Source organism: Frankia casuarinae, assembly GCF_000013345.1.
GTDB classification, from domain to species: Bacteria; Actinomycetota; Actinomycetes; order Frankiales; family Frankiaceae; genus Frankia; species Frankia casuarinae.
Map to the genome: position 1 here is coordinate 409690 of NC_007777.1, position 26300 is coordinate 435989.

General features: G+C 70.1%; 19 protein-coding genes. 4 read left to right on the forward strand and 15 right to left on the reverse strand.

Annotated features, from left to right (window positions below; all coding sequences use genetic code 11):
- Nucleotides 1–79 precede the first annotated feature (79 nt).
- Nucleotides 80–1276, reverse strand: a complete 1197-nt coding sequence (locus FRANCCI3_RS01740; RefSeq protein ID WP_011434815.1) for a hypothetical protein — start codon at nucleotides 1274–1276, stop codon at nucleotides 80–82.
- A gap of 333 nt (nucleotides 1277–1609) precedes the next feature.
- Here FRANCCI3_RS01740 and FRANCCI3_RS01745 point away from each other — a divergent pair, with 333 nt between their 5' ends.
- Entirely contained in the window at nucleotides 1610–2485 is an 876-nt protein-coding gene (locus FRANCCI3_RS01745; protein ID WP_011434816.1) for an SDR family NAD(P)-dependent oxidoreductase, read from the forward strand.
- On the opposite strand, the gene FRANCCI3_RS01750 is transcribed toward FRANCCI3_RS01745, so the two are convergent.
- From FRANCCI3_RS01750 to FRANCCI3_RS01805, 12 genes are all read right to left on the reverse strand, one after another.
- Entirely contained in the window at nucleotides 2373–3440 is a 1068-nt protein-coding gene (locus FRANCCI3_RS01750; protein ID WP_011434817.1) for an LLM class flavin-dependent oxidoreductase, read from the reverse strand. The two genes, FRANCCI3_RS01745 and FRANCCI3_RS01750, sit on opposite strands and share 113 nt — an antisense overlap.
- Before the next feature lie 67 nt (nucleotides 3441–3507).
- Entirely contained in the window at nucleotides 3508–4086 is a 579-nt protein-coding gene (locus FRANCCI3_RS01755; protein WP_011434818.1) for a hypothetical protein, read from the reverse strand.
- Nucleotides 4087–4191: 105 nt separating this feature from the next.
- Entirely contained in the window at nucleotides 4192–5268 is a 1077-nt protein-coding gene (locus tag FRANCCI3_RS01760; RefSeq protein WP_011434819.1) for a hypothetical protein, read from the reverse strand.
- 135 nt (nucleotides 5269–5403) lie between these two features.
- Nucleotides 5404–5889 carry a hypothetical protein gene (locus FRANCCI3_RS01765; protein WP_011434820.1) on the reverse strand — a complete coding sequence of 162 codons (486 nt, stop codon included), beginning with the start codon at nucleotides 5887–5889 and terminating at the stop codon, nucleotides 5404–5406.
- A 247-nt stretch (nucleotides 5890–6136) separates the two neighbouring features.
- The gene (locus FRANCCI3_RS01770; RefSeq protein ID WP_011434821.1) at nucleotides 6137–7036 is read right to left on the reverse strand and encodes a hypothetical protein; all 900 of its coding nucleotides are present in this window, start codon (nucleotides 7034–7036) and stop codon (nucleotides 6137–6139) included.
- Nucleotides 7033–7512, reverse strand: a complete 480-nt coding sequence (locus FRANCCI3_RS01775; RefSeq protein WP_232235168.1) for an OmpA family protein — start codon at nucleotides 7510–7512, stop codon at nucleotides 7033–7035. Before FRANCCI3_RS01775 ends, FRANCCI3_RS01770 begins: the two co-directional genes overlap by 4 nt.
- 140 nt (nucleotides 7513–7652) lie before the next feature.
- Nucleotides 7653–8741 carry a class I SAM-dependent methyltransferase gene (locus FRANCCI3_RS01780; protein ID WP_011434823.1) on the reverse strand — a complete coding sequence of 363 codons (1089 nt, stop codon included), beginning with the start codon at nucleotides 8739–8741 and terminating at the stop codon, nucleotides 7653–7655.
- Nucleotides 8742–8797: 56 nt separating this feature from the next.
- A complete protein-coding gene (locus tag FRANCCI3_RS01785; protein WP_011434824.1) occupies nucleotides 8798–10693 on the reverse strand; it encodes a serine/threonine-protein kinase in 1896 nt (631 codons plus the stop codon).
- Nucleotides 10694–10823: 130 nt separating this feature from the next.
- Nucleotides 10824–12350, reverse strand: coding sequence for a serine/threonine-protein kinase (locus FRANCCI3_RS01790; RefSeq protein WP_011434825.1), 1527 nt, complete (start codon nucleotides 12348–12350; stop codon nucleotides 10824–10826).
- Between the two features lie 86 nt (nucleotides 12351–12436).
- Nucleotides 12437–13600 (reverse strand): TAXI family TRAP transporter solute-binding subunit, encoded by a 1164-nt coding sequence (locus FRANCCI3_RS01795; protein ID WP_011434826.1) that lies wholly within the window; start codon nucleotides 13598–13600, stop codon nucleotides 12437–12439.
- Between the two features lie 194 nt (nucleotides 13601–13794).
- Complete coding sequence (locus FRANCCI3_RS01800) at nucleotides 13795–15681, reverse strand: hypothetical protein (protein ID WP_193359374.1); 1887 nt, start codon at nucleotides 15679–15681, stop codon at nucleotides 13795–13797.
- A gap of 308 nt (nucleotides 15682–15989) precedes the next feature.
- Nucleotides 15990–16490, reverse strand: coding sequence for a hypothetical protein (locus tag FRANCCI3_RS01805; RefSeq protein WP_011434828.1), 501 nt, complete (start codon nucleotides 16488–16490; stop codon nucleotides 15990–15992).
- A gap of 355 nt (nucleotides 16491–16845) precedes the next feature.
- Between FRANCCI3_RS01805 and FRANCCI3_RS01810 the strand changes: the two genes are divergently transcribed.
- Together FRANCCI3_RS01810 and FRANCCI3_RS01815 are read left to right on the forward strand one after the other, a co-directional pair.
- Nucleotides 16846–17922 carry a thioesterase domain-containing protein gene (locus tag FRANCCI3_RS01810; protein WP_108913197.1) on the forward strand — a complete coding sequence of 359 codons (1077 nt, stop codon included), beginning with the start codon at nucleotides 16846–16848 and terminating at the stop codon, nucleotides 17920–17922.
- Nucleotides 17923–17971: 49 nt separating this feature from the next.
- Complete coding sequence (locus FRANCCI3_RS01815; protein ID WP_011434831.1) at nucleotides 17972–18163, forward strand: hypothetical protein; 192 nt, start codon at nucleotides 17972–17974, stop codon at nucleotides 18161–18163.
- Nucleotides 18164–18206: 43 nt separating this feature from the next.
- On the opposite strand, the gene FRANCCI3_RS01820 is transcribed toward FRANCCI3_RS01815, so the two are convergent.
- Together FRANCCI3_RS01820 and FRANCCI3_RS01825 are read right to left on the reverse strand one after the other, a co-directional pair.
- A complete protein-coding gene (locus tag FRANCCI3_RS01820; protein WP_011434832.1) occupies nucleotides 18207–18968 on the reverse strand; it encodes an SDR family NAD(P)-dependent oxidoreductase in 762 nt (253 codons plus the stop codon).
- A 264-nt stretch (nucleotides 18969–19232) separates the two neighbouring features.
- A complete protein-coding gene (locus tag FRANCCI3_RS01825) occupies nucleotides 19233–23102 on the reverse strand; it encodes a diguanylate cyclase domain-containing protein (protein WP_236701443.1) in 3870 nt (1289 codons plus the stop codon).
- 1472 nt (nucleotides 23103–24574) lie between these two features.
- Between FRANCCI3_RS01825 and FRANCCI3_RS01830 the strand changes: the two genes are divergently transcribed.
- Nucleotides 24575–26260 carry an isovaleryl-CoA dehydrogenase gene (locus FRANCCI3_RS01830; protein ID WP_011434834.1) on the forward strand — a complete coding sequence of 562 codons (1686 nt, stop codon included), beginning with the start codon at nucleotides 24575–24577 and terminating at the stop codon, nucleotides 26258–26260.
- The last annotated feature ends 40 nt before the right edge of the window (nucleotides 26261–26300 follow it).

A 26300-nucleotide genomic window follows, 5' to 3' on the forward strand; every position in this document is an offset into this window, starting at 1 on the left:
GCGCGGGCCACGGCTGCCTCGTAGTCCTAACCGACTACCCTCTCCGCACGCGTACTAACTGATCGTTCTAGGAGATCAGTTAGTACGAGGACCGGACGCCGTGGCTCTGCACCGCCCCCCGGGCGGTGGCCAGCGCCTGCGGTGAGAAGTTGATGTTGGACTGGTCCATGAAACTGAAGGCGAACAGCCCGTCCAGGCTGAGCTTGCGCACCTCGTCACCGGCGAGCAGGGCGTGCATGTCCGCGTCCCAGGCCGCCTGCGACCCCGACTTGAAATGCGCCACCATGACCGGGCCGTACTGTCCCAGCAGCTTCGTCATGTTCCGCACGTCGGCGGCGTTGGAATCGTTCCCCATCGCCTGGAAGCTCTGGAAGTCCGACGCCCGCAGCACGTCCGCGAAGTGTGTGATCAGAGAGCGGCCGCCGCCCTTCACCGGATCGTCCCAGCGGCTCTGCCAACCGCCCCAGCCCAGCGACACCCGGGCGTTGGGCGCCCCGGCATGGAAGATCTCCTGGGTCGCCAGATAGCGGTCCTGCAGAGCCCGGTAGTAGTTCGTGGTCTCGGGTGTGGCGGCCCACTCGTTGGACTGGCACGGATATGTCTGCAGTTCGGTGAAGAGCGTGACGTAGAGCGCCGGGCCGTTCGCGGGTCCGGCGAAGATCGAGGCGAGCTCGCGGGCGTCGGTGAGAAAGGCGCCGGACAACGGGTACTCCCGGCCGCAGGCGGGGCCATGGGAGGTCTGGAAGGTCCCCACGCTGCCGGTGCCGTCGAGCCAGACGACGAGATGAATGCCGTGGCCGGAACGGTAGACCTCGGGAATCAGGTCCGCCCGCCACTTCCGTAGAAAGCTCAGGTCGCCCGGGCCGTTGTACCAGGTGGTGAGAAAGTCCAGGTTCCCGGCGAGCGGCGAGGCGAGGGCGCTGTCGAGCGCCGGCCCGAGACCAAAGCGCAGCTTGCCCGGCTGGGTCGCCGGGACGGGTCGGATTCCCGCCGCCAGCGCCCGGCCCCAGGGGCCGGGCCGCGGATCCCCTTCATCGTGTGGTGCATGGGCGCCGTGTGGTGCATGGGCGCCGGGTGGTGCATGGGCGCCGGGTGGTGCATGGGCGCCGGGTGGGCCGGGAAGGCTGGCCGCGCTGGTGGGCCCTGGTCTGTCCGGGCTACTGGGCCCGGCCGCGCTGCTGCCGTCGCGGCCGCGGTGTTCGTGACCGAGGGTCGCGACAAGAACAGCACTCATGGCGAGGAGGACGAGGACGAGTGCGCCGGGATGTCGCGGCATTCGACTACGTAGGGACACGATCCTCCTGCCGCGGTTGCCGGGTAGCGGCGAAATTGTAGTTGATTAGACGCGCATCGGAGTCATTCTTCGTGGGTGAGTCGAGCGGAGCGGGTGAGGGACTCTGACGGCGATGGTGACTTTCCGTAGTAATTTTCGCCGGGTTGTCGATGCTTGGCGTGAGCGATCTGTCGCCTAAGGGAAAATCCGCCTAGTGCCGGGTGAGTGCTCCTCCTTCCGGGTGTTCGATGATGGCGTTTCCTGACATCGCCCTGTGGCGTGCCCGGCGCGCCCGGCGCGGACGCCCGTGCGGAACCCCGGCTGAGCAGGAGGAGCATGACCGCCGACCCGGATCTTCGGATGAGCACCGCTCTCATCACCGGCGCATCCTCGGGCATCGGCGCGGCGTTCGCCGAGGCATACGCGGACCGTGGAGCCCGGCTCGTCCTCGTGGCGCCGTCCGAGCCGAGGCTGTGGATGGTCGCGGAGCGCCTCGGCGCCCGGTACGGCACCGAGGCGCACGTCATCGCGGTCGACCTCGCCGACGAGCGTGGTCCGGACCGCCTCGCCGAGGCGGTCGCCGAAGCGGGCCTGGAGGTCGACATCCTCGTCAACAACGCCGGGTTCGGGACACGCGGTCCCTACCACGAGCTGTCCGCCGACCGGGATCACCGTGAGGTGATGCTGAACGTGGTGGCTGTCGAACGGGTCGCGCACCTGTTCCTGCCGGGCATGGTGGCCCGGGGCCGCGGCACGGTCATCAACGTCTCCTCCACCTCGGGTTTCCAGGCCGTCCCGTACATGACCGTCTACGGGGCCTCGAAGGCCTTCGTCCTGTCGTTCTCGATCGGCCTGTGGGCCGAGTACCGCCGGCGGGGGGTGCGCGTCCTCGCGTTATGCCCCGGACCGACCGACACCGAGTTCTTCGAGGTGCTGGGAACCCGGATGTCCGCCGGTGGCCGGTTGCGGACCACGGACGAGGTGATCGCCACCGCGTTCCGTGCCCTCGACCGCGGCCAGCCGTACGTCATCGACGGACGGCTGAACTACCTGACCTCCAACGCCTCCCGGCTGCTGCCGCGCGGACTGGTCGCGCGGATCACCGAACGGGTACTGCGCCCCGGCCGCTCGCGGCCGCCGGACCCGTCGATGTCAGTCCGCCGAGTTCGGCCACCAGCTCGTAGGAGCGGATCCGGTCCGCCAGCCGGGTGACGTTGGTGACGACCATGACCTCGTCGGCACCCGTCTCGTCGAGCAGCGCGTCGATCCCCGCGCGAACCGTCACCGGGGAGCCGACGATGTGCGAGGCGGTGGCGGCCTCCGCGATCGACCGCTCCCGCGAGGTCCACGGGTAGGCGGCGGCCTCCTCTGGCGAAGGGAACACCCCGGGGCGGCCGCTACGCAGCCGCAGCATCGCCAGCCGCTGCGGTCCGGCCAGCCACTGCGCGTGCTCGTCGTCGGCGGCACAGAGCACCGCGGCGGCGACGATCGCATACGGTCGTTCCCGGCCGGGCGAGGGACGGAAGGACTTCCGGTAGAGCTCCAACGCCGGCACCGTGTTCACCGAGCTGAAATGGTGCGCGAACGCGAACGGCAGGCCGAGCATGCCGGCCACCTGGGCGCTGTAGCCACTCGATCCCAGCAACCAGATGGGCGGTACCTCGGCCCGCGGGAACGCGGTGACGCCGCGCCTCGGGTGCGAGTCGGGGAAATTCCCCCCGGCCAGAAAGGTCGTCAGTTCGGCGAGCTGCTCGGGGAAGTCGTCGATGGCCGACAGATCGCTGGTGCGGCGTAGAGCCCGGGCGGTCGCGGGATCGGTGCCGGGAGCACGGCCGACACCCAGATCGATCCGTCCCGGGAAGAGGGTGCCCAACGTGCCGAACTGTTCGGCGATGGCGAGTGGCGCATGGTTGGGCAGCATCACCCCACCGGACCCCACCCTGAGGGTGGTGGTGGCCGCGGCGACCTGACCGATGAGGATCGAGGTCGCCGAGCTCGCGATCCCCGGGATGCCATGATGCTCGGCCAACCAGTATCGGGTGTATCCGAGCCTTTCGGCATGTCGGGCGAGTTCGAGTGTCCCGTGGACCGCGTCGGTGGCGGGGACGCCGGTGCCCACCGGGACGAGATCCAACACGGACAGGGGGACAGGTCGGGCCGGGCTCACGGCTGGTTACAACGAAGCATCCGGCCGCGCTCTTCCCGGGGTACTTCCCCGGGCACCCCGGGGGCCATCAGCCGCCGACCGTCTCCATGTAGTCCTCGGCCACCTCGTCGAGATCGTCCGTCGGATAACCGAGGGCGACGCGCACCCGCCGCCGGCCGACCAGCAGGAGATCGAGCATGAAGTCGGGGACCGTGGCGTGCTCGCAGCGGTGGTAGCCCATGGTGAACCAGGCGTGGGCGTCGGTGAGCAGACCGATTGACTCCAGGCTCTCGGCCACGGCCTCGTAGACGCCCGGATCGACCGACCGGGACGCCTTCAGCTCGGCCCGCAGCGCGGCCGCGTCGTCCTGCTGACCGTTGCGCAGCAGGCCGTCATGCAGCCAGACGCGGGGATCGACCGGGCACTTGCCGCCGTCCGCCACCGCCGCCCGGTAGCAGCGGATCGCCTCGTCCCAGTCGTCCGCGAGCCCGTACTGGCTGCCCGCGTCGACCAGCAGGGATGCCCGGGTGACGCGTTCGCTGTGCGTCTCGCTCCGTTCGGCCAGGGCCTCCAGAGTGGCCGCCGCGCCGCGATGGTCGCCGTTTCCCGCGGCCTTGAAGACGATCTCGTCTACGTCGTCATCCGAAAGGCCGTCATCCGAAAGCATGGGAATATTGTCACCCCCGGTTGTGGGGCCGGCACGCGGGCGGCGTGCTCTTCGATGGCGGTCTCATATGGTACCCGTCAGCCGGATCGGTACCCGTCAGCCGGATCAGGATCGACGGGCCATCTTGAGGGTCTTCTCCAACTGCTCGCGGTCCACCTCGGCGACCCGGCCGTTCGTCGGGACGGTCGGGATGTGGCCACCGCCGAGGACGAGGTCGGTGGTGTGCCGCAGGCCCATGTCCTTCTGCTCCACGTCAAGGATGGCCTCCTCGACCCGGTAGAGCTTCTCGATCCTGGAGACCTTCGCCTCGACCTGGGCCGCGACGATGCGCAGCCGCCGTTCGGCCTTGGCCAGCCGCCGTTCGAGCCGACGGTCGACGATGTTGGGCATCGGCTCGTCCCGTTCCGTCGGGTCGTGCAGGTAGAGCTCGACCGCGACGGCGACCAGCGGGATCAACGCCTGGAACACGATCACCGCGCCGCCGGTGCTCTCGCTGGCCGATCCCTGGGTGCGCACCAGCACTCCGGCGATGGACAGCAGCAGGAAGATCGCGGTGGTGAGGGTCAAGGCCAGCGGCGACGACTTCGACTCCACCAGCTGCTCGCGGATCTCCGGATCGATCTTGAACCGGCCCGCGTCGGCGTCGGCGAGCATCTGCTTCTGGGCCCGTGCGAGGATCGACGCCTTGATGCCGTGGGCGAGCGCCACCCCGGCGATGAACACGGCGACCCCCAGCAGGCCGCCCAGCCACCATTCGGGCCCGTACCCGCCGACGTCAGCGAGGACGGCGTAGGACTGGGCGAAGACGTAGAAGTCCAGCGCCGCGAGCACCGTCAGCACCGCGGCCCGGGCCGGGCCCGCCAGTGCCATCTGCGGGATGCGTTCCTGCACCCCGACGCTGCGCCACAGCCGGCCCTGCTCGACCTTGTTCTTGATCAGCTCGGTCCGCCGCTCTCGGCGTTCGGCCCGGGAGTCGATCTCCATCCGGAGCTCGGCGATCAGCTCTTCCAGGGTCCGTCCGTCGGCCCGGACCGCGGCGCGGACCTCCTGGACCTCCGCGTCCTCGAGGCTCTTGAGGACCTTCGGGCGGGTCTCGGCGCCCGCCAGCGCAATGTCGGCGTCTCCCACCCGGCGGATGAGCTGCTTGGCCAGACGCCCTGGCTGGTTTCCCCTACGCAGCACCTTGGAGGTTCCTACTTTCCGATCTCGGTCCTTCCGGGTTCGACCGGACGGGTTCGACGGGACATTCGACGAGAGGTTCCACGGAGCTGTCGGCCTCGTCGGCTGCTGGTCGGTGTGGTTGGCGTGGTCGGCCGGTCAGTCGATCGGACGGGCGAAGGTGCCGCCGACGAAGCAGAGCATGGCGCAGACGATGCCGAGCACCGAGGCGACCATCGCCTCGCGCGCACCCTGGGCCTCGTCACCGGAGAAGACCATGGTCAGTACGAGCGTGCCGACCCCGACGACCGCACCGACGGCCCCCAGCAGGAACCGTCGCTGGATGGTCTCCCGCGGCGGCAGCCTGGACAGCGCGTCGATCGGGGCGATCCGGCCGGCCCGGGCCTGGTTGCCCACACGGCGGCGGATGTCGCGCAGTCGGAAGGTGTTCCCGGTGATGAAGAAGCTGAGCGCGGTCACGATCATCGAGCCGGTGACGGAGACCTTCGCGAACGGCGACGACAGGGTCAGCCAGACCCAGATCTCCAGCACCGCGAGCATGAGCAGACAGCTGGTGATCACGACCGTCGAGCGCATGAGGGCCGGGCTGAAATGCTGCTCCTCGGGCTCGTGAAGAACACCCATGGGTCGCCTCCTTGCGTGGGTTTCCACCGGTGCTGTCGCGATCATCAGTGGCTCGGACGTGTCGGCGTGGTGCGCGCCGCGGCGGATGCGGACGGGGTGTTCCGGGATCTCGGGTGCTCCGGCGACGGTCGCGGCCGGACTTGAGGTGGCGGTGAGAGTGGTCAGTGCAGTGCCGCTTTCGATGGGGCCGGGCTGGTCGGGGGCATGAGGATGATGACGCCGGGTGTCCGGCCGGGGCGGGGCCGTCCTAGCTGCAGTCACTGCTGATCCGTCGGCACAGCTCGCCCTTGAGGTAACGGGCGAGGTCCTGCTGCGGGCGGTCCGCTGATCCCTCGTTGACGCCGATGAAACGCACCCTGTCGTTTCCGACGGAGGTGATCTGCCGCGTCTCGAAGCACCGTTTGACCAGTGCCTCGGCGATCGACACGGAGGCCTTCTTACCGTCGACGTTGAGGCAGTCGGACTCCTGGCCGGTCCCCAGGAGGTCCGTCCAGACCAGCACGGTCACCTCGTTGACCTTCACATCGGGCGTGGAACGGACGGCGTTGATCTCGTCGTTGATGCCGGCGAGCAGGCCCGTCACGCTGCCCTTCGGGCTGACCCGCTCGGTTTGGACGATGTGGTCGATCTCCTGACTGAGCACCTTCGACGCGGCGAGCCGGTCCTTCTCCTCGCGTCGGTCGTTGTTCCGAGTGATCTGGAACATCCGGTCACCGTGGAAGCAGTCCGAGTAGGTCATCGGGCCGCCGCCGCTGGCGACCAGCCGGATGTACTCGCCGTTCTTCAGCGCGGTGTCGAGATAGGGCTGGGTCCGGGCGGTCACCCGCCCGGCCGTCTCGGGCGAGTTGTCGGACAGGTCGAGAAGGATCAGTAGCAGGGGTGCGCCGTTGTCCGGGGCCTTCTCCTGGTATCGGGTGCAGTCCAACGGAGCGGAGGCGTCGGCCCTGCCCAGCAGACCGCCGGTGTTGCAGGCGGTGAGCATCGGCATCGCGAGCAGCGTCGCCGCGACCAGACCGGCGAGCCGCCTGCGCCGGGCCCGTCGCCGCGGCCCGGCAACCATCAGATCGTCCTCGGTGGCATCCTCGGCCGCCACCGTGGGAGCGACGGGAACAGCGACGGGAACAGCGACGGGAACATTGCTCGTCATCGCAGCACGATCTCCACTCGGCGCCGGCTCGCGTCGGCGACGCCGTCCTGCGCGCCTTCCTCGCCCTTGCCCTCGACCTCCAGCACCGAGCCGGGGATGCCCTGAGTAGCAAGCCACGACTCGACCGCCTTGGCGCGATCCTGCGACAGCCGCAGGTTGTCCTCGGTCCGACCCAGCCCATCGCTGTACCCGATGACCGCGATGTGGCCGGGGTGTTCACGGATCGACGGCAGAATCTGCCCCAACGCGGTCACGGCCTCCCTCCGGAGCTCACTGCTGTTCGAGTCGAACAGGTAGTCAGCGCTGACCGTCGTCACCTGGCTGCCGTCCGGCTGGGTGATGAACTTGCTCAACGGTGGCAACGGATCAGCCGCGACGGCAGGCGCGATCCGGGTAGCCCGTGGCGCCGGAGTGAACGAGGCGGTGTCGCCGCCGCTGGAGGAGCACCCGGCCACGAGCCCCAGCGCCGCTGTCATGACCACGCCCGCGCACGTGCGGACGGCCGGATTGCCGCGTCGCCTGAACGTGGCATCTCCGGGTGTGGAGTGAGCGTGATACACGGTCTGCCCCTAACGGCGAATCCGGGGCTCACCATAACGGGGGGGATCGGGCCGTCTCACCGCACCCTGGGGCGTTGTTCGCATAGTGTGTCAGCCCGTCGCGGCGTTGAGTCGGTGGCCTGGTACGCGCCGCATCCATGCTGATCGGCACCCGAGGCCCCGGAAGGGAGCTGGGTTACGAAGATCGAGGTGGAGGGGACGTATCCGCCCCGGATCGGTCCCCATTGCCCCCAGGCCCGCTCCTGGCCAGGAGGCCATTCCGGCTCGATGACGTCGAGCAGGATCAATCCCGCGGCGACGATCTCGCGGACCCGGTCGCCCATTGTGCGGTGCGTCTCGGTGTAGATCGCGCTGCCCTGCTCGTCATGCTCGGTGTAGGCGCGTCGGTCGAAGTAGCTGTGGAAGACCCGCAGGCCGTTCTCGTCCGGGTCATCCGGCAGGCACCAGACGAACGGATGGGTCGTGGAGAACACCCAGCGGCCGCCCGGCCGCAGCACCCGGGCGATCTCCCGCATCACGGTGCCACTGTCGGCGACGAACGGGACCGCGCCGAACGCCGAGCAGGCCACGTCCACGCTGGCGGCCGCGAACGGGAGCGCCGTGGCGTCCGCCTGGACGAGCGGCACATCGATACCGGTGCGGATCCCGAGCGCGCGGGCCTGGTCCAGCTGTCCGCCGGACAGGTCGAATCCCACCACCCGGGCGCCCTGCCCGCGCAGCCAGCGGGCGCACTGCGCGCCGCCGCAGCCGACTTCCAGGACCACCTTGCCGGCGACGTCGCCGAGCAACCCGATCTCGGACTCCCGCAGTCCCTCCGGGCACCAGCAGAAGTCGCTGTCGCCGAGGAACGCGCCGTGCTCCGACTGGTAGTCCGCCGCGGCATCGTCCCAGTAGAAGCGGCTCGCCCGGCGGGCCGTGTCCGGGTCGATGTCACGGTAGCCGTAGGCCGGCAGCGGCGCGGAACCGTCCTGATCGGTGTGGCTTGGGCCGGTGTGGCTTGGGCCGGTGTGGCTTGGGCCGGTGTGGCTTGGGCCGGTGTGGCTCGGACTGGTGCGGTCGGTCGGGCCGGTGGTGCCGATGCTGTCGATTGTGCCGGTGCTGTCGGCGATGTTGTCTGGACTTTCCACGGTGACCCATGCTGGCATCCGGACCCGCGGCCACTCCGCTCGGGATGGGCGTTCAGGTCACGACCGGGGCCTGTTTACGGAGCGTGATGGGTGACGGCCGCGCCGATCACCGCGCGGTCCTCGGTGATGGTGACCGGCGTGTACACCACCACGCCGGCGGGATTGCGGTCGACGAGACGTCCGCGGCGGCTCTCCCCGACAAGACGGGCCCGGCCCTCCAGCGACCCCACGCCCACCTCGTGGTCGGCCGGGCCGAACGGGCCGGTACCGACCAGCCCGGCCTGCTCGGGAACCTCGGTCACGTAGATCCGCACGATCGCTCCGGGCACGGTCGTCCAGCGCAGGACGGTGCCGCCCAGGGTGGAACGGGCCTCCAGATCCACCACCGCGCGCGGCCGTGCGACGACCCGCACCAGTACCTCCGCGGCACCCGACGGGGCGACGAGACTATCCGAGGCGTCCGCTCCGGCGACCCACACCTGGTAGCGGTAGATCGCGCCGGGCGCGGTGTCCTGGTCGAGGAAATAGCCGTCGGATCCGCGGAACCGGCGCTTCGCGCCCGACAGCGGGGAGGTCTCGGCGAAGGTCCGTTCGATGACGATGCAGCCCTGCCCCGGAACCGGTCGCCAGGACAGCGCGACCGCGTCGTCGATCATGCTCGCCCGCAGCGCCGTGACGGGCGGGAAGAGCGTGCGGGTCGGGGTGCGGACCGGTACGGACCGCAGCTGGCCGGATTCGCCGGACACCGTGGTGACCACCTCGTGCCAGTGCGGGACGCCCCTGGGCACGCCGGCGTCGAACAGCTCGGTGGCCGTGGTGATGCCCAGGCTGCGTTCGCGGCGGCCGCCGGGGGCCGTGGGGTCGACAAGAACACGCGACACCCGGTAGGAGGCGCCCTGCGTGGTCGATGGTTCCCATCGGAGCAGGACCGCGCCGTCCTGCTCCACCGCGGTGAGCTCCGTCGGGGCGGCAGGACGGCCGGTCTGCGGCGCGCCGGGATCGACGTGTCCGCTGGGCGCCTGGCTGGGCGCCTGGCCGGGCACCTGGCTGGGCGCCTGGCCGGGCACCTGGCTGGGCGCCGCTCTGGCGGTGGGCCCTGGATGCCAGGACAGCTCGTCAACGTGGGCCGCCCGACGCGGCGGATCGGCCTGGGCCGCCCGGGCGAGCAGCTCGTGCGCCCGGGCCGGGGTCATCCGCCGGCCGGGGTCCTTCTCCAACAGGCCGTCGAGCACCGCGGCCAGCTCGCCGGCCCGGTGCGCCTGGGCGGGCGGCTGCAGCAGGATGGCCGCGAGCATCGCGCCGAACGTGTCCCGCTCGAACGGCGGCCGGCCCTCGACGGCGAAGTACAGCGTGCCGCCCAGGCTGAACAGGTCCGCCTCGAAGGTGGCGGGCTGGTTGTTCAGCCGCTCCGGCGCCATGTAGAGGGGGGTCCCGAGGACACCGGTGACGGTGAGGGTCGGGTCGCCGTCGCCGGTGGCGATGCCGAAGTCGGTGAGCACGACCCGTCCATCGGTCCCGATCAGGACGTTCGACGGCTTGACGTCACGGTGAACGATGCCATGCGCCCGTGCCGCGACGAGGGCATCGAGCACCGCGGTCCCGATCCGGGCGACCTCGGCAACGGGCAGGGGCCCGTCGGACCGGACCACCTCGAACAGGGACCGGGACGGCACGAGCTCCATCACGATCCAGGGCAGGCCGTTTTCCAGGAGCACGTCGAGGATGGTGACGACATGCGGATGGCCGCGAAGCTTGGCCGCATGGCGCGCCTCCCGCAGGGCGCGTTCGACCCGGTCTGCGCGTTCGGCCTCGGCGACTCCGCCGGCGAACTCGATCTCCTTGAGGGCCGCCTCGGTCTCCAGCACGGAGTCGAAGGCACGCCACACCGTCCCCATCGCACCCGCACCCAGCCGCGCGACGAGTCGGTATCGGCCCGCCACCATACGGTTGCCTACCGGAACGGTAGCCACGACACCCCCTTGGCTTCCTCCATTGTCGCAGGACAGCTTCCCAGGTGGACGGAAATATCGAGACGCTGCCGAGCAGCCCGCTCGCCGGGGTCGGGTCGGGTGACCCCGGGCTGGGCCGGGGTTGGGTCGGTCAGGACGGGTCGGGGCGTTCCGGCACGAGGTGCTGGCCGGGGGCCGCGGCGCCGTGCAGGCGCAGGGTCGCCCCGGCGGCGTCCGTGCCGGCTTCCCCACCGGTGTTCGTACGGGATACCGGGTGGGTCGGTTCCAGGAGCCGGTGTGACCCCACCGGCTCACCCGGTCCGTCGGTTCCAGGCCGATCCCCCGGGGCCGGCCGGGACGGCGCCATGGCGCCCGCGAAGGCCGTGGCGACGATCAGGGCGCCGGCGACCGACAGCAGCACGCGATTCGGCTCGTCAACATCCAGGACGCGCGCGAGCAGCAGACCGATCCCCGACCCGCTCACCGCCGCGGCCACGGTCGTCAGGACACCGATCCGCCGGTCGCTCAGGAAGATCATTTGCCCGCAGATGAGGCCGATTATCGCGGCGGCCACCGGCCCCACGACGGCATGGCCGGTCCGCTCGGTTTCGGCGGCCCAGACCCCGACCGTGGCGGCCAGACCGGTCAGGGCGAGCAGCGCGGTCAGGACCGATGGCCGTGACGAGGACGGGGATGGCCGTGACGGATGCGCGGGCCCGACTGCGGGGAATGACGGCGTCGGGACGGGTGAGGGTGTGGGGGGAGGGGTTGCCGGCGGGCCGGGATTCGGGGTCGGCCGGGTCTGCTCGCGGTTCGGTTCCGCACCCGTGACCGGGGGGACGTCGTTGCTGGCGTCGGCCGTCTCCTCGGGGGAGAGCCGCTGGGTGAGCAGGCGGACGAGCTCGCCGGCGGAGGGCCGGTGCCCGGGGTTCTTCGTCAGGGCCTGACGAACGGGACCGAGCAGCCGCTCGGGCACGCCGTCGAGCTCCGGCTCGGTCGAGCTGATGTGCAGCGCCACGATCTCCGGCGCCTCGCCGCGGAAGGGCCGCCGCCCGGTCGCGGCGAAGACCACGCAGCATCCCCAGGCGAAGACGTCCGCGGCCGATCCCGCCTGCTGGCCGTTGATCTGCTCGGGGGCCATCCAGACCACGGTCCCGACGAGTTCGCCCGCCTGGGTGTAGCCGGTGTAGTCGGCCGACCGGGCCACCCCGAAGTCGATGACCTTGGGACCGGCCCAGGACATCACGATGTTCGCCGGTTTGAGGTCGCGATGCACCACGCTGGCGGCGTGGATCGCCTCGAGGGCCGCGGCGAGACCGATCGCGAGCCCATCCAGAGGGCGGCCCGTGAGCGGGCCGCCCTCCTGGACGGCGGCGCGCAGGGTGGGGCCCGCCACGTATTCGGTCGCGAGCCAGGGCTTCGGCCCGTCCACCTCGGCCCTGATCACCCGGGCGACGGTGTCGGCTCGCACATGCCGGGCAGCCGAGACCTCGGAACGGAAGCGGGCACGGAACTCGGGGTCACTGGCATGCACCTCGTGCGGCACCTTCACCGCGACGGGCTGGTCGTCCGGTCCGAATCCCAGGTAAACAACGCCCATGCCGCCGGCGCCGATGCGATTGTGCAGGCGATAGGGCCCCATCACCCGCGGGTCGGTGTCGTTCAGTGGTCGTAGCACGGCTGGTCCTCGAGCGTCCCTGTCCCCGGCGGCACTGCCTTTGGTGGCGCTGTCACGTTGGTGGCGCTGTCACGTTGGTGGCGCTGTCACGTCGCACCACAGCCCGGTGGCCGTCGGAATCTCTGAACGTAGTATTCCGCGGCGGCCCGATGCAGCGGTATATAGCAGAAAAGTGGCCCTTCGTAGACGGACAGCGCGTCCGGGACCGTCCGTCCCCCGGGGTTGTCGCCCCACAGCTCCTTCGCGTAGTCCTGCGGATCCCGGAACAGTTCGGCGGTCGCCCGCCTGACCAGCACCGGATCGGCGTCCGCATGGGCGAGCAGGCCGTTGGGGATCGTGACGGTCCGGACTGGCGAGATCCCCCGGTAGTCGTCGGGTCCGAGGCTTCCGGTGCCGAAGACCGGCCCGGCGAAGAAGTGCCCGCGGGACCGGTAGAACTGGTCCCAGTCGGCGGTGATGCCGTCCTGGTAGCTGGACAGGTCGAGCAGGCGCAGCCTGGCGCCACCGGCGATGGCGTTCTTGATCTGCCGGGTTCCGGCTCCGCCCGCCCAGACCACCGCGTCCACCTTCCCGGCGGACAGGCGGCGCAGGGCCTCGTCGATGGAGGATTCGTCCAGTTCGCCGCGGCAGTCCTCGGACAGGGCCACCCGCAGGAGCACCTCGCTGATCTGCCGGACCCCCGATCCCGACCGGCCGGCGGCGATGGGTCGGTGGCAGAGATCGGCGAAGCGGGTGATGTCGACGTCATCCGACCTGCTGGTGGGGTCGCGCACGATCACGTGCAGCAGGTCCTGATGGACGGGTCCGATGGTGCGCAGACCCGCCACCGGGTGGCCACCGCGGTTCGGATCGAACTGGTTGACCCCCTCCGCCGCGTCGACCGTCGTGTTGAGCTGCGCGATCGCCAACCCGCAGACGCGGCTGTCGGGTGATTCCAGGTTATAGATGTTCTCCGTGGAACCCGCCGTTTCCACGACGTCCACGTCGAAGTGTTCCGGGGCGGCTTGCAACCGGGTCCGCAGTACCCGGGCAAACTGGTTGTAGGGTGACCCGACACTGCCAGTGAAGATCTGTACCGAAGTGCAGGCGGATCGGCCCGCCGGCGGCCAGGCGGCCGCCCTGGAACGATCGGACGTGGTAATGAGCAAAGTGACGACGGCGACGGCGAGAACCACACCGATCACCACGGTGAGGCGTTGCCGTCGGGTCAGCCTTTCCGGCCGGGACCCGGCCGGTTGGTCCGTCGACACCGCGCATCCTCCGCTCTGGGATGTGGATCATTGACGACCATGGTCGCGGAATGCGGGAAATCGTAGAGGAATCGGCAGAGCAGGTTCACAGCCGGGGGTGCGGTGGTAAAGCGCCCCGCTGCCAGCTTCTCGGAAACTCTTCCGGAGCGCGATTCCCGGCGGGCCTTCGGGCTTGTCCGGTGGACGACACGGGGTCACCGGTGGCGAGGCCAACGTCCGGCTTCCCGGCCTGGGAGCCACAGGTCGACCCCGCCGACCCGGCTGGGAGCCGCGCCGACGAGTTCGCGCAGCAGCGTGCGTAGCTCGGCGGTCCGCCGCGCCGGTCCCAGCACGACGGCGTCCGGGGCGAGCCGTTTGTAGGCCGCCCGCAGCCGCGGCGATCCCGACATGGCAGCGGCGGTCGTCGCGCCGTTGTCGATGTCGATGAGGGCGGACGTCAGCGCGTCCGGCGGGCTGTGGAACGCCGCCCGGCCATCGGGCCCGGGGACGGTGCAGTAGCAGCCGGGGATGACGAACCGGAAGTTCGCCCTGGCCTGCCACAGCATGGCCTCGGCGTTCTGGGGATGGGGAAAGGGGACGACGAGTGCGGTGGCACCCTGCGGAATCAGGGTCACCCCGTCACTGGTGAAGAACGCGGGCGTCGTCATCGACGTGGTGAGCATCGGGGCGGGGACGAGCGCCACCAGGGCCGCGAGTGTCAGCAGGCCGGCTCCCAGCCGGACGGTCCTGGTCCGGACCCGAGCGGGGATCTCCCGTCCGGGGTCCGGATCGGCGGGCACCGTCCGATCCGACGCCAGCCGGTCAAGCCCGGTCGCCACCACGATGGCCGCGCACATCATCACGTATAACGCCAGGCGGGAGGGCAACACGTTGCCGAGTACCGGCACGTGCTGAAGGGGCAGCCACGGGAGGGGAACGCCGGTGTCCCGGCCGTCGACATGCAGGTGACCACCGAGTGAGAGCACGGCCATGACCACGCCGAGCGGAGCGAACACCCCGACCGGCGGAGGCCGGCGCGCGCCGCCCGTCGCGACGACGACCACGACGACCACGACGATCAGTGGAGCGCCCAGGTAACCGCTGACCTCGACCGCGTTCCCCGTGAAACCGAGGCTGTGGCGCAGCGCGCCGTCCGGGGCGACGGCCTGCATGGGCGTCGGCGTGACGAAGGTCAGCAGATCCGTCACGGCGATTCCATCGGGTTGGATCGAGCCATGGATCCGCTGGGCACCCAGGAACTGGGTGCCCAGCGGCCAGGCGAGCGCGACCGCGGCGACCCCGCCGGCCGTGGCGAGGCCGCTCAGGGCCGGTCGTAGCCGCGATCGGATCCGATCGCGATGACGTACGGCGAGGATCACAAGGCCGAACGTGGCTGCCAGCGCGGATGTGGCGAGCAGCTCCTCGCCGATCAGCGCCTGGGCGATGATCGCCAGGCCGAGCAGGACGCCGGTGCGCCGCGGCCCCCGCCCGCGGACCACGAGATCGTCGAGGAGCAGCAGGAGAACCGGCGGGAACGGCGCGAAGGTCAGATGCAGATGACCGTAGGACGCGCCGATCATGTGCGGTCCGAAGCCGTACAGCAGGCCCGCCAGCGCCGCCGGTCCCGGACGTACCCATCGGCGCAGCACCCAGAACAGGGCGAATCCGCTGATCACGGGCGCCAGAGTCAGCAGCACCGTCAGCGTGGTCACGGGGCCGCCCAGCAGCGTGATCGGTGCGGCCAGCGCGCCCAGTAGGAGCACGGGTGTGCTCCACAGGACGTCGGCCCCGTCGGGGGCGTTGATGTGGTGCGTCAGGAACGGGTTGAGCCCGTCGGCGAGCGCGTGCGGCGTCCAGCCGAGGAACCAGGCGAACAGCATGGCGTCGTTGCCGCCGTAGGAGACGTTCCCGAGATTCCCCCACGCGGAGTGGAAGATGCCGATGGCCACCGCCAGGTATCCCACCGCGACCAACAGCGGCGGAGGAACCTGGATCCGCCAGGACCGGATCTCCGGCGCCGGGCGTGCACTGTGGCCGGGAGCATGATCGGTACCGTGACCGGAGATGCCTTCGGCGGCCCCAGCGGTTTCGGATTGCGTCACGACGGCCCCCCTCGTGTGCCCGTAGACCCCGATCCGCCCCCTGCGGACGGGATGTACGGGGCGTTCACGACCATAGTCGCCCTGATTGCCTCCGTAGCTACATAACGTGATGATTTGGCGGTATGGGGTGACGGTCCACCCGCGACACGGCACAGGGAGGGATACCCGCCGGGGGAGAGTTCCTCAGCCGGCTGCGGAAACCCTCGCCGGTTTTCCGGGACCGCGTTCGTTCCCGCGGGTCCGGCGGTTCCCGGTGCTGGGCTGTCCGGTGCTGGGCTGTCCGGGCCGTTCCGGTGCGGCGCGCGGTACTACCCGGCTGCCCGGTCCTGGCCGCGGGGCGTGGCGCTCGGATCCGCCCATTCCGCCACCAACGCGGCGTAGCTGCGATAGCGCGCAACGGCGTAGTCGTCGGAGACGACGCCGTCGCGGTCAAGCACGGCGACGGGATAGCCGCGCTCCGCGCGATAGCCCCGTTCACCGACGATGACCCGCCCCCCGAGCCGGACCACTCCGACGACGTACGGCAGGGAGGTCCAGCGGGGCGGGCGGGCGGCGGCCAGGATGCTCGGGTCCCGCCAGGCATACAGGCCGCAGGCGCAGTGCTCGTCCGGGACCCGTCCGTGGCCCGCGCCGGGCTCGCCGGGCTCGACGTCCCGGTCCGGCCGGCGGGTGCGCAGGCAATGTGCCTCGGTCATGCCGTCGGCGCGCCAGAGCAGCAACCCGGGTGGAAACGGCGACCACGGCGTCCAGGCAGGGCGTAGCTGGCCGCGCGCGTCCACCGCCCACTGCCGCCAGCCGAGCAGGCTCACCCGGGAACCGGTTCCAGGTCCGGTTCCGGCGCGGCCGGGACCGGGATGGTCAGCGGCTCGGAGTCGGGAAAGCTGATCGGCTCGTCTTCGACGATCCGTTCCGGTCTGCCCACATCACCCACACGTCTACGGTGAGCGCCCGATACCGAGCCGTCAATGCCCCCGGCGGGTAGCAGGCACCCCATCGGGGTACGGGCCCTCCCGCCGGGGGCGGGCCGACCGGCGGAACCAGGCGCAGCGCCGCGGGCCGCGACCACTGGTTCCCACGAACGCCTGGTCGGCGTGTCGATGATCTCCACCGGTGGTGTTCAATGTGCTCTTCGCCTAGTCCTGTGGGGTGATGTCGTTGCCGGGCATGTCTGCGGCCGATCCGTACCAGGTGGCCGCGGCCCTGCTGTGGGCCCGCGTCCTCGGTCTCGAGACCGTCGGTCTGCATGACGACTTCACCGATCTCGGCGGTGATGCGGCGACCGCCCAGGAGCTGGTGGCGACCCTGTGCGACGAGTTCGGGGTCCGGCTGCCGAGCTCCGTGGTCGCCCAGGCGCCGACGCCCGCCGCGTTCGCCGAGGTGTGGGCCGCCCGGCAGAGCGAGTCCGTCGGGCATCCCACCGTGATGCCGCTGACGCCCGACGGTTCCGGCACCCCGTTGTTCTGCTTCCCGGAGGCTGGTGGGCCGGCGATCGGTCTGCTCCCGTTCGCCCGGTACTTCGCGGGCGAACGGCGAGTCTACGGGATGCAGGCGCACGCCCTGGAACGGCGGGGCGTCCCCGACTGGTCGGTGTCGGCCGCCGCCCGGCGGCACGTGGGGGAGATCCGTCTTCTCCAGCCGACGGGTCCCTACCTGCTGGCCGGGCACTCCTTCGGCGGACTGATCGCGTTCGAGGCCGCGCAGGTCCTCCGGAAGGCGGGCCACGAGGTCGGCCTGCTGGCGTTGATCGACACCTATCTGCCGGGTACCTCGCGGCTGACCCGATCCGGGGCGATCGTGCCGACCAGTCAGTTGGAGGGAGCGCATCCGGACTCCCCAACACCGCCCGACGCCGGTCGGGGGATCGGCCCACTCGCCGCCGACGACGGGCCCACGCTGACCCCGCGGGTGGTGGTCGACCGCCTGCGCCAACTCGTCGAGCTGCCGCTCGCCGGCGTGGTCCGCTTCCGGGGGATGCACCAGTACGACGTCTTCTACAACCAGGGGCGCATTCTGACGATGACCTACCGCCCCCGCACCTACGATGGCCGGACGACGGTCTGGCTCGCCGACGACCACGACGAGATCGAGGCCTGGCGGGGCGTCCTGACCGGGCCCGCCGCGATCCGCCGGATCGGCGGGGACCACCGCGGCGTCCTGCGGGAACCGCTGGTCGCCGAGGTGGTGGCCGAGCTGCGCCACGAGCTGGCGACGGTGCCCGGCATCGACGGCCGCCGGGTCTGATCTCCTGCGGATCGCCATCTCCACGCCGCCCGCGGAGACGTTTGCCGCATTGCGGCGGCGCTACCCGCAGGTCGACCCCGAGCGACTCCTCCCGGTCGGGTGGGACGCGGCGCGTTCGTTGATCGCCGAATATCTTGCCGCCGGGATGAGTAAGTTCGTCGTTCATCCGGTCACGACACCCGGCGGATGGCCGGATTTCTTCGACGCCTTCGCCGCCGAACTCATGCCGCTCGAGACCTGATCGGCGGGCGTTTCTGGCGAGTCGGACGATATGGACGGAGGGCTCAGGTGATGGTGAAACCGCCGTCGACGGCAAGGGTCTGCCCGGTGACGAAACTGCCGGCGTCGGAGGCCAGGAAGAGCAGCGCCGCGGTCAGTTCCTCCGGTTCACCGAAGCGTCCGCCGAGGACCCTCGGCAACTGGGTCTCGAGGTACTCGGGCTGGTACGCGTCGGTCATCTCAGAGTGGAAGAAACCCGGCGCCAGCGCGTTCACCCGGATGCCGCGTCGGCCGGTCCATTGCTGGGCCAGATCGCGGGTGAGGCCGACGAGTGCGGCCTTGCTCGCCGCGTAGGCCGCCTGCGGCAGGCCGGCGGTCGTCAGACCGAGAACGCTGGAGATGTTAACGATGCTGCTGCCGGGTCGCATGACCCGCGCCGTCGCCTGCGCCATCCAGTAGCAGCCGCCCAGGTTGACGTCGATGACGGAGCGGAACTGTTGCGGGGTCTCCTTGAGCGCGGGGACGGCGGTGCCGATCCCGGCGTTGTTGACCAGGATGTCGACCCGGCCGAAGGTCTCCATCGCGGCGGCGACAAGGTGTTCGCAGGAGGCGGGGTCGGTGACGTCGGTGGCGACGGGCAGGGCGCGGCGGCCCTCCTTCTCCACGAACTCGGCGGTGGCGGTGAGCCGGTCGACCCGGCGGGCGCCCAGGGCCACGTCCGCGCCGGCCTCGGCCAGGCCCCGGGCGAAGTCCACCCCGAGACCAGAGGACGCCCCGGTGACGACGGCGACCCGACCGTCCAATCGGAAACGGTCCAATACGGACATAGAGTGCTCCTTCACGATAAGGCGGCTCGCGCCTGATCATGGATCCCATCCCGGGCCGGCGAGCGATCCGGGCTTCTCGCGCCGCCATCCTTGCAGGTCCCGGCGGCTGGCCCTACCAGGCTGCCGGCAAACGTGTTCCGGAACATGTGATCTGTGGGTCGGGGGGTACTGACGACGTGTCGGTTACTTCGACCTCACCGGCTGTGAAGCGCGACAATCCCGCGCACGTCGACAGGGCGACCGAGGGCCTCGGGAGAGCGGAGGTCATCGCGCCGCGGGGGAGATGGAGCGTCGGGCCCGGGCGCTCGTCTTCGCCTCGTACATGTCCGTATCGGCGTGCCGGACCACGCTCTCGGGACTGTGCGAGCCGGCGCCCCCGACGGCCTGCGAGGACGCCAGGCCGATCGTTGCTTTGACCACAAGGGTGTTGCCGGCCACGGTGAGGGGTGCCTCGACGAACTCGCGCACCCGCTGCTCGGTCTGGCGCATCGTCAGGGGGTCGGCCCCGGGCAGCACAATGACGAACTCGTCACCGCCGAGTCGGAACGCCTGCCCAGCATGTGCTTCCGGTCGGATCATCTCGGGACCGATCATCTCGGGATCGATCATCTCGGGATCGATCATCTCGGGATCGATCGTCTCGGGATCTATCAGCGCGGGACCGATCGGCTCGACCGGTCCCGCGCTGGCCACCGACGGGCCCGGGGCGAGGACGTCGGCCAACCGAGTGGCGACCGTGCACAGCACATCGTCGCCCACCTGGTGACCGAACGTGTCGTTGATCGGTTTGAAGTCATCCAGATCGATGAGTAGAACCGCGAACGGAGTCTGCTCCCGAGCCAGTTGATCGAGGAATTCGGTAAGCGCCGCCCTGTTCGGCAGGCCGGTCAACGGGTCGTGGGTGGCACGTTTCCGTAGCTGCTCCTGCAACTGACGACGTTCGCTGATCTCGTGGCAGGTGAGCAGGACACCACCGTCGAAGCAGCCCGGCCCGGACGCGGGCCGCCAGGCGCCGGCCTCGATGTCGAACCAGCGATGGTCGCCGTTAACCGTCTGCATGCGGACGTCCAGCAGGGACCCCGGTCCACCACGCTGCCGGTCCGCGAGGAAGGCCCGCGTCGCAGCCTGGTCCTCGGGATGGACCAGGTCGATGAGCGGCAGCCCGATCATGGCCTTGACCGGGTAGCCGAGCAGGCTTTCGACCGCCGAACTGATGAAGGTCGGCCGGCCCGCACGGTCCAGGTTGACGATGATGTCGTGCGACTCGTGCAGCAGGGTCTGCAGCCGCGCCCGGTCGCGCCGGACCGCCTGCTCTCCCCGGAAGATCATTTTTGTCAGGCCTGAGAACGTGACGGTCACAATGCCGAGCAGCAGCAGATCGCCGACGGCATGGTTGTCTCGCGGGTCGCGCGGCAGCGGGCCGTTCTGTTGCAGGATGAGGTACCCCCACGTGGGATGGCCGGGGATCGCGGCGGCGACGGCGACGTGACCGCCGCCGTTGCGCACCGTCACCTGCCGGCTCTGGCCTGGCTTGATTGACCGCAGCTCCGTGCCGTCAATCAGGGCGATCCCGACCGCGGACGGATCGTCGGACAGGGCGATGCGCCCGGCCTCGTCGACGATGACGATCCGGGTGTCCTCTCCGGTGCCGCTCGTCCCGGTACCCCCGCCGCCAAAAACGCGGACCATCTCGGCTCCCGGCATCCCGGCTCCCGGTCTACCCATGACCAGAAACGCGGCGCTGCGTCCGTCCCGCACGATCGGCACGATGCTGTACGCCCGAACCCGATCGCCCAGGTGGAAAACAGGGATGTTGATTCCGCTGGTGCGGGCGAGAGCCCAGATCCGGTCCCGTGGGGGGAACGGGATCGTTGCGCCGGTGGGTTGGACCGCCGTCGGCCTGCCGTCGAGATCGACCAGTGCCAGAACGGTGTCGGGGCCCGCGAGCGCCGATCGGGAGACCGACGCCAGCACCCGCTGGTCGACAGCGGGTTCGGTCAGCGACCAGGGAAGTCTGGAGATCGGGTCGATCAGGCGCACGGGTTGACCCAGGTCCGCGACATACTCGGCCAGACGGAGGACGAGGGAGTGGGTCTCGGCGGTGTGTTGGGCCTCGTCTCGCCGCCGGTTGGCATTCTCGATCTCCAGGGTGACCGCCGTGGCGGCCAGGATGACGGTCCCCAGCACGAGCAGTGGGATGGCTCGCCCCAGCTGCTCGCGCACGGTTGTCCGCCAGCGTCGAGGAGACAGCGGATGCCCGGTCCGGCCCGCGGGTGACGATCCGGATGCGCCTGGGGATCTGGGCGGGCCTGGGGATCTGGGCAAGGCTGGGAAGGACATCGAGCGCGGTCGGGTGACCGGGGATCGCGGCATGATCCGGTCGGTGGCGAGGAGCACAGACGCGGACGGTGCGGGCGCCTTGAGCGTGGTGGTCTCGGCCGCTGGGGGGTCCGCCATGGCATATCGTCCCGGACCAGCCTGCTTGGCCTTGTACATGGCCTCGTCGGCCGCGCGCAGCAGCCGCCCGGAATGGCTGGGCCGGCTGACGGCCAGCGCTACTCCGATGCTTGCGGCGACGCAGACCTCGTAGCCGTCGACGAGGATCGGTTCCCGTACCGCGCGGATGACCCGACCGGCCATGGTGCGAGCGGCGATTTCGTTCGCGCGCAGCAGCAGGACCCCGAACTCGTCGCCGCCGAATCTCCCGGCGACATCGTCGGGGCCCAGCAGTGTTCGGATCCGTCCACTGATGACCTGCAGCACCCGGTCGCCGGCCGCGTGGCCGAAGGTGTCGTTGACCGGCTTGAAGCTGTCGAGGTCGATGAACAGGACCGCGACGCCCCCAGCCGCGGCGAGGGCATCCTCTAGCTGCTCCTCGAAGGCGGTCCGGTTACACAGTCCGGTGAGTACGTCATGGCGCGCCTGATAGCCGAGCTGGTCCAACAACTGCTTCCGTTTACCGACCGCATGGCAGGTGATCAGCACTTCGCCGGATCCATCCCGGGTGGACAGGTGGCGGGTCGCGACGTCGAACCACCGGGATGTGCCGTTCGCCGCCGTCATCCGAATGTTGAGCAGGGACCCGGCAGCGGGGTTCTCGATCAATCGTACGAGCCGGTGGGCGTCGTCCGGGTGCACCAGATCCGCGACCTTGCGCCCGAGCCAGGTTTCCTGGGAATGGTCGAGTAACGGGACGATCGCGGGGCTGATGAACGTGAGTCGTCCAGTGAGGTCGGTTGTCAGCACGATGTCATGGGCCGCCGCGAACAACGCGCACAGCCCGGCCCGGGAGCGCCGAGCCGCCGTCTCTCGCAGCAGGCCGACGAAGACGATGCTCAGGACCGACGTCAGCGCGAAGGCCAGCAACGTCAGATTCCGTTGGTTCCGTCGGGCCCGGAGGTCGGCGTTCAGCGAGTCCGTGGCCTGCCGGAAGTAGGTCAGGTACCCCGTCGTCGGCTGCACCGCCGTGATGTTCGTGATCCTCCTGCCGTTCTCGGTCGTCTCCCAGATCCGCGCACCACCACGCTGGGCGTGGGAGCGGGAGAGATCGGCGGTCGAGAGGACCTGCCGACCCAGCATGCCCGGCTCGGTGGATGCGATCGGTACCCCGTCCGGGCCGACCGTCGACATGCTGCCCCGGCCGACCCCGAGCAGGGCCGTGATCCAGTTGGTGAACTGGAGGTTGGACTCTTCGGTGGACACGGCGACCAGGACGGCCCAGGGCCGCGGACGGCCGACGGGAACCACCGTTGCTCTGACGCGGCCATCGTGGAGGGCGAAGACGGGGGACACCGCGGGAACCCCGGACCAGGCAGCGGACCAGGCCTGCCCCAGGTCGGCGGGGACTATGGAGTTCCCCCGTGGATAGGAGGCCGTGGTATGGCCCGCGGTGTCGAGCAGCGCAACCACCCGGATGACATCGCCGGAGTGAGCGATCTGGAGCTGCGGGAGCAGGGCTTCGTTTCCCAGGGGGTCACCGGGCTGGAAGGGCGTCCGATCGGTCGCGGACTGCATCGCCGCCGGGTTATCGACGATCGCCGCCCACTGCGCGAGCCGCTTGACCAGCTGGGAACGTTCGTTGAGGCGGTCGATCTTCTCCCGGCTCAGCAGATCGGAGCCCGTCCAGATTGCCATGGTACCGAGGACCGCAACCGTGAGTAGTCCGACGATCAGCGGGTGGATGAATCGCCGCCGGAGTCGCGATCCGGCCCGGGCCGCCGAGGTTCTGATTGCGGCCGTGACTCGCCCGGGCGCTTGCCGCCCACCGATTCGGCCACCTCTGATCATCTATATGCCCCGTCCGACAACCGTGCCCGGACTCGACGGATCTTACCGTGAGTGAAGACTTTCTGTTTTCCGTGCCGTCGAATCATCCCGGTAGTGGGTGAGCATACGAGTATCTGTGCCACGAGTTTCACCGGCCGCCGCCCGTGACAGAACTCCACCGCTTGTGCCGACACGGACCGGCGTATTGGGCTGGGTGACCCGGCGCGTTCGCGGGATGGAGGAGATTGCCGAGCGAGAATGATTCGACTACTAGAGGTGTCGCTCTGAATACTTTAAGGCTTGGATGGTCGGTCGATGGGCGGCATCAACTCGACTACGGGTTACTGCATATAACGCTATGTATAGCACTGGGTGCTGTTGGTTGGAGCTGGGGAGCTGTGATGTTGGTACCGCCCGCGACCGGTCCCCGCATGCTTCTCGTTCCCTTCGGCGTTATCCAATACTCTCCGTAACACCCGGCCGGTCTAGCCCGATCGAGTATCGCGGAAGATGATCATCTGCTCACCGCGTGCGTTGCTCGAGCCGGCGGGGCTTCGTGGCAGCGGGACCGCCGGGTGAATAAGAGCGCGTGACCGTCCCTGCCTGCCCGCCGGCTCCTCGTCGAGGCGTCGGCGAGGGCGCGGGGCGGCTTGGTCGAGCAGTGTGTCGGCTGCTTCCGATCCGTTCCGCCGGTGGCTGGCTTAACGGGAAACGGCATTCTAGCCCGGACGGCGGTCCGGAGATTCACCGCGCCTCGGGTGGGCCGGAGCGTGCGGATTTCTTCGCCCGGACGTGGCCACCGGTCGATTTACCTGGTTCTCGATCCGGCCTAGTGCCCGGACGTCAGGGCGCGACGACATCGTCCCGGCGTTGGATGCCGAATGTGTAAAAACCTTTGGGCGCAATAGCCGGACGCCGGCCGGGAACAGCCCACCTGTTCGGGGCCGGCGGCAGGGATCTTTTCTGGTCCGCCGTGGGCCTTCGCCGCGGGAGCGGATCCTCTTCGGCGCGGCCGTGATTCGCACGGCCCCGCCGGGTACACGGCCCGTGGATCCGGCGAGAGCGCGCGATGCGACTGGTCCGACGCGGCCAGGAGTGGCACGCTTCATACCAGTGCCGACGGGCCGTGCTCGGACGCGGCTCGGCTCATGTGCGGCACTGTCGATGTGCGGCCCGGCCGAGGCCGATGTGCGGCACTGTCGAGGCCGATGTGCGGCCCGGCCGAGGCCGATGTGCGGCACTGTCGATGTGCGGCCCGGCCGAGGCCGATGTGCGGCCCGGCCGAGGCCGATGTGCGGCACTGTCGAGGCCGATGTGCGGCCCGGCCGAGAGGAGGGCCGGTGATCTCGCCGACCACCGTCAACCGGACAACGGCGGTTCCCGGGACGTGTTCGTCCCGGACCCATGAGGTGACGAACCAGCCTCCGCCCCTCGTGGGGCACGATGCGGCGGCCGATCCGGCGCTGCTGGCGGCCCTCGCGCGGGAGGGGGCCGGCTGGCATATGGACGATCTGCACCGACTCGGTCGGTTGGCCGGCAGCGAGGAGGCCGCCCGCCAGGCCGACGAGGCGAACAGGTTCCCGCCGCAACTGCGCACTCATGATCGTTACGGGTTTCGCGTTGACGAGGTGGACTTCCATCCCTCCTGGCATGCCCTGATGGAGGTCGCGGTACGGGAGGGCTTGGCCGGGGCGCCGTGGGCCGACCCGCGTCCCGGCGCCCATGTCGCCCGCGCCGCGGACATCCTGGTCTGGGGCACCGTCGAGCAGGGCCATCTGTGCCCGGTGTCGATGACCTACGCCGTGGTGCCGGCGCTGCGCGCCGCCCCGGAGCTCGCCGCCCGCTACGAACCGTTGCTGACCAGCCGCGTCTACGATCCGGGTCTGCGCCCACCCGAGGGCAAGGCCGGCCTGCTGGCGGGCATGGGCATGACGGAGAAGCAGGGTGGCTCGGACGTCCGTGCCAACACGACGACGGCGACGCCGGCGGGCGACGGGACCTATCGGCTGCGGGGGCACAAGTGGTTCACCAGCGCCCCGATGAACGACGTCTTCCTGGTCTTGGCCCAGGCCCCCGGTGGCCTGTCCTGCTTCTGGGTGCCACGGGTGCTTCCGGACGGCGTCCGCAACACCTTTCGCATCGCGCGGCTGAAGGACAAGCTCGGTAATCGCAGTAACGCCAGCGGCGAGCCGGAGTTCGACGACACGGTCGGTTGGCTGGTCGGCGAGGAGGGCGCAGGGGTCCGGGCCATCATCGAGATGGTGGCGATGACCCGGCTCGACTCCAGCCTCGGCTCGGCGGCGGGGATGCGTGCGGCCGTCATGGCGGCAGCCCACCACGTGCGTCACCGACGCGCGTTCGGGAGACCGCTCATCGATGCTCCGTTGATGCGCAATGTGCTCGCCGATCTCGCCCTGGAGTCCGAGGCCGCGACGACCCTGGTGCTCCGGGTGGCGGGCGCGGTCGACCGGGCGGCCCGTGGCGATCGTCAGGAACAGGCGTTCGGACGGTTGGCGATCGCCGTCGCGAAGTACTGGGTGTGCAAGCGTTCCCCGGCGCTGGCCGCCGAGGCGCTCGAATGCCTGGGGGGCAACGGCTACGTGGAGGAGTCCGGGATGCCGAGGCTCTACCGCGAGGCGCCGCTGAACGGCATCTGGGAGGGCTCGGGCAACGTCAACGCGCTCGACGTGCTGCGCGCGCTCACCCGGGAACCGGCCAGCTTCGCCGCCTTCGCCACGGAGATCGACGCGGCGCGTGGCGCGGACCGCAGGCTGGACGCGGCCTGGGCCCGGTTGCGCGCTGTCCTGGACCGGTCCAAGGACGCGGAGTTCGCCGCCCGGCGCATCGTTGAGCGACTTGCCGTCGTCCTGCAGGGCTCCTTGCTGGTGCGCTACGCCCCGAGCGCCGTGGCCGACGCGTTCTGCGCCACGAGAGTCGCCGGTGAGGGGGGACTGGCCTTCGGTACCCTGCCCGATGCCGCTGATGTGCCAAATATTCTCGGCAGAATTCCACCGATGGGCGCCTGAGATGATTCGCTCGGTGTTTCCTGACCTTGGCGGATAGGTA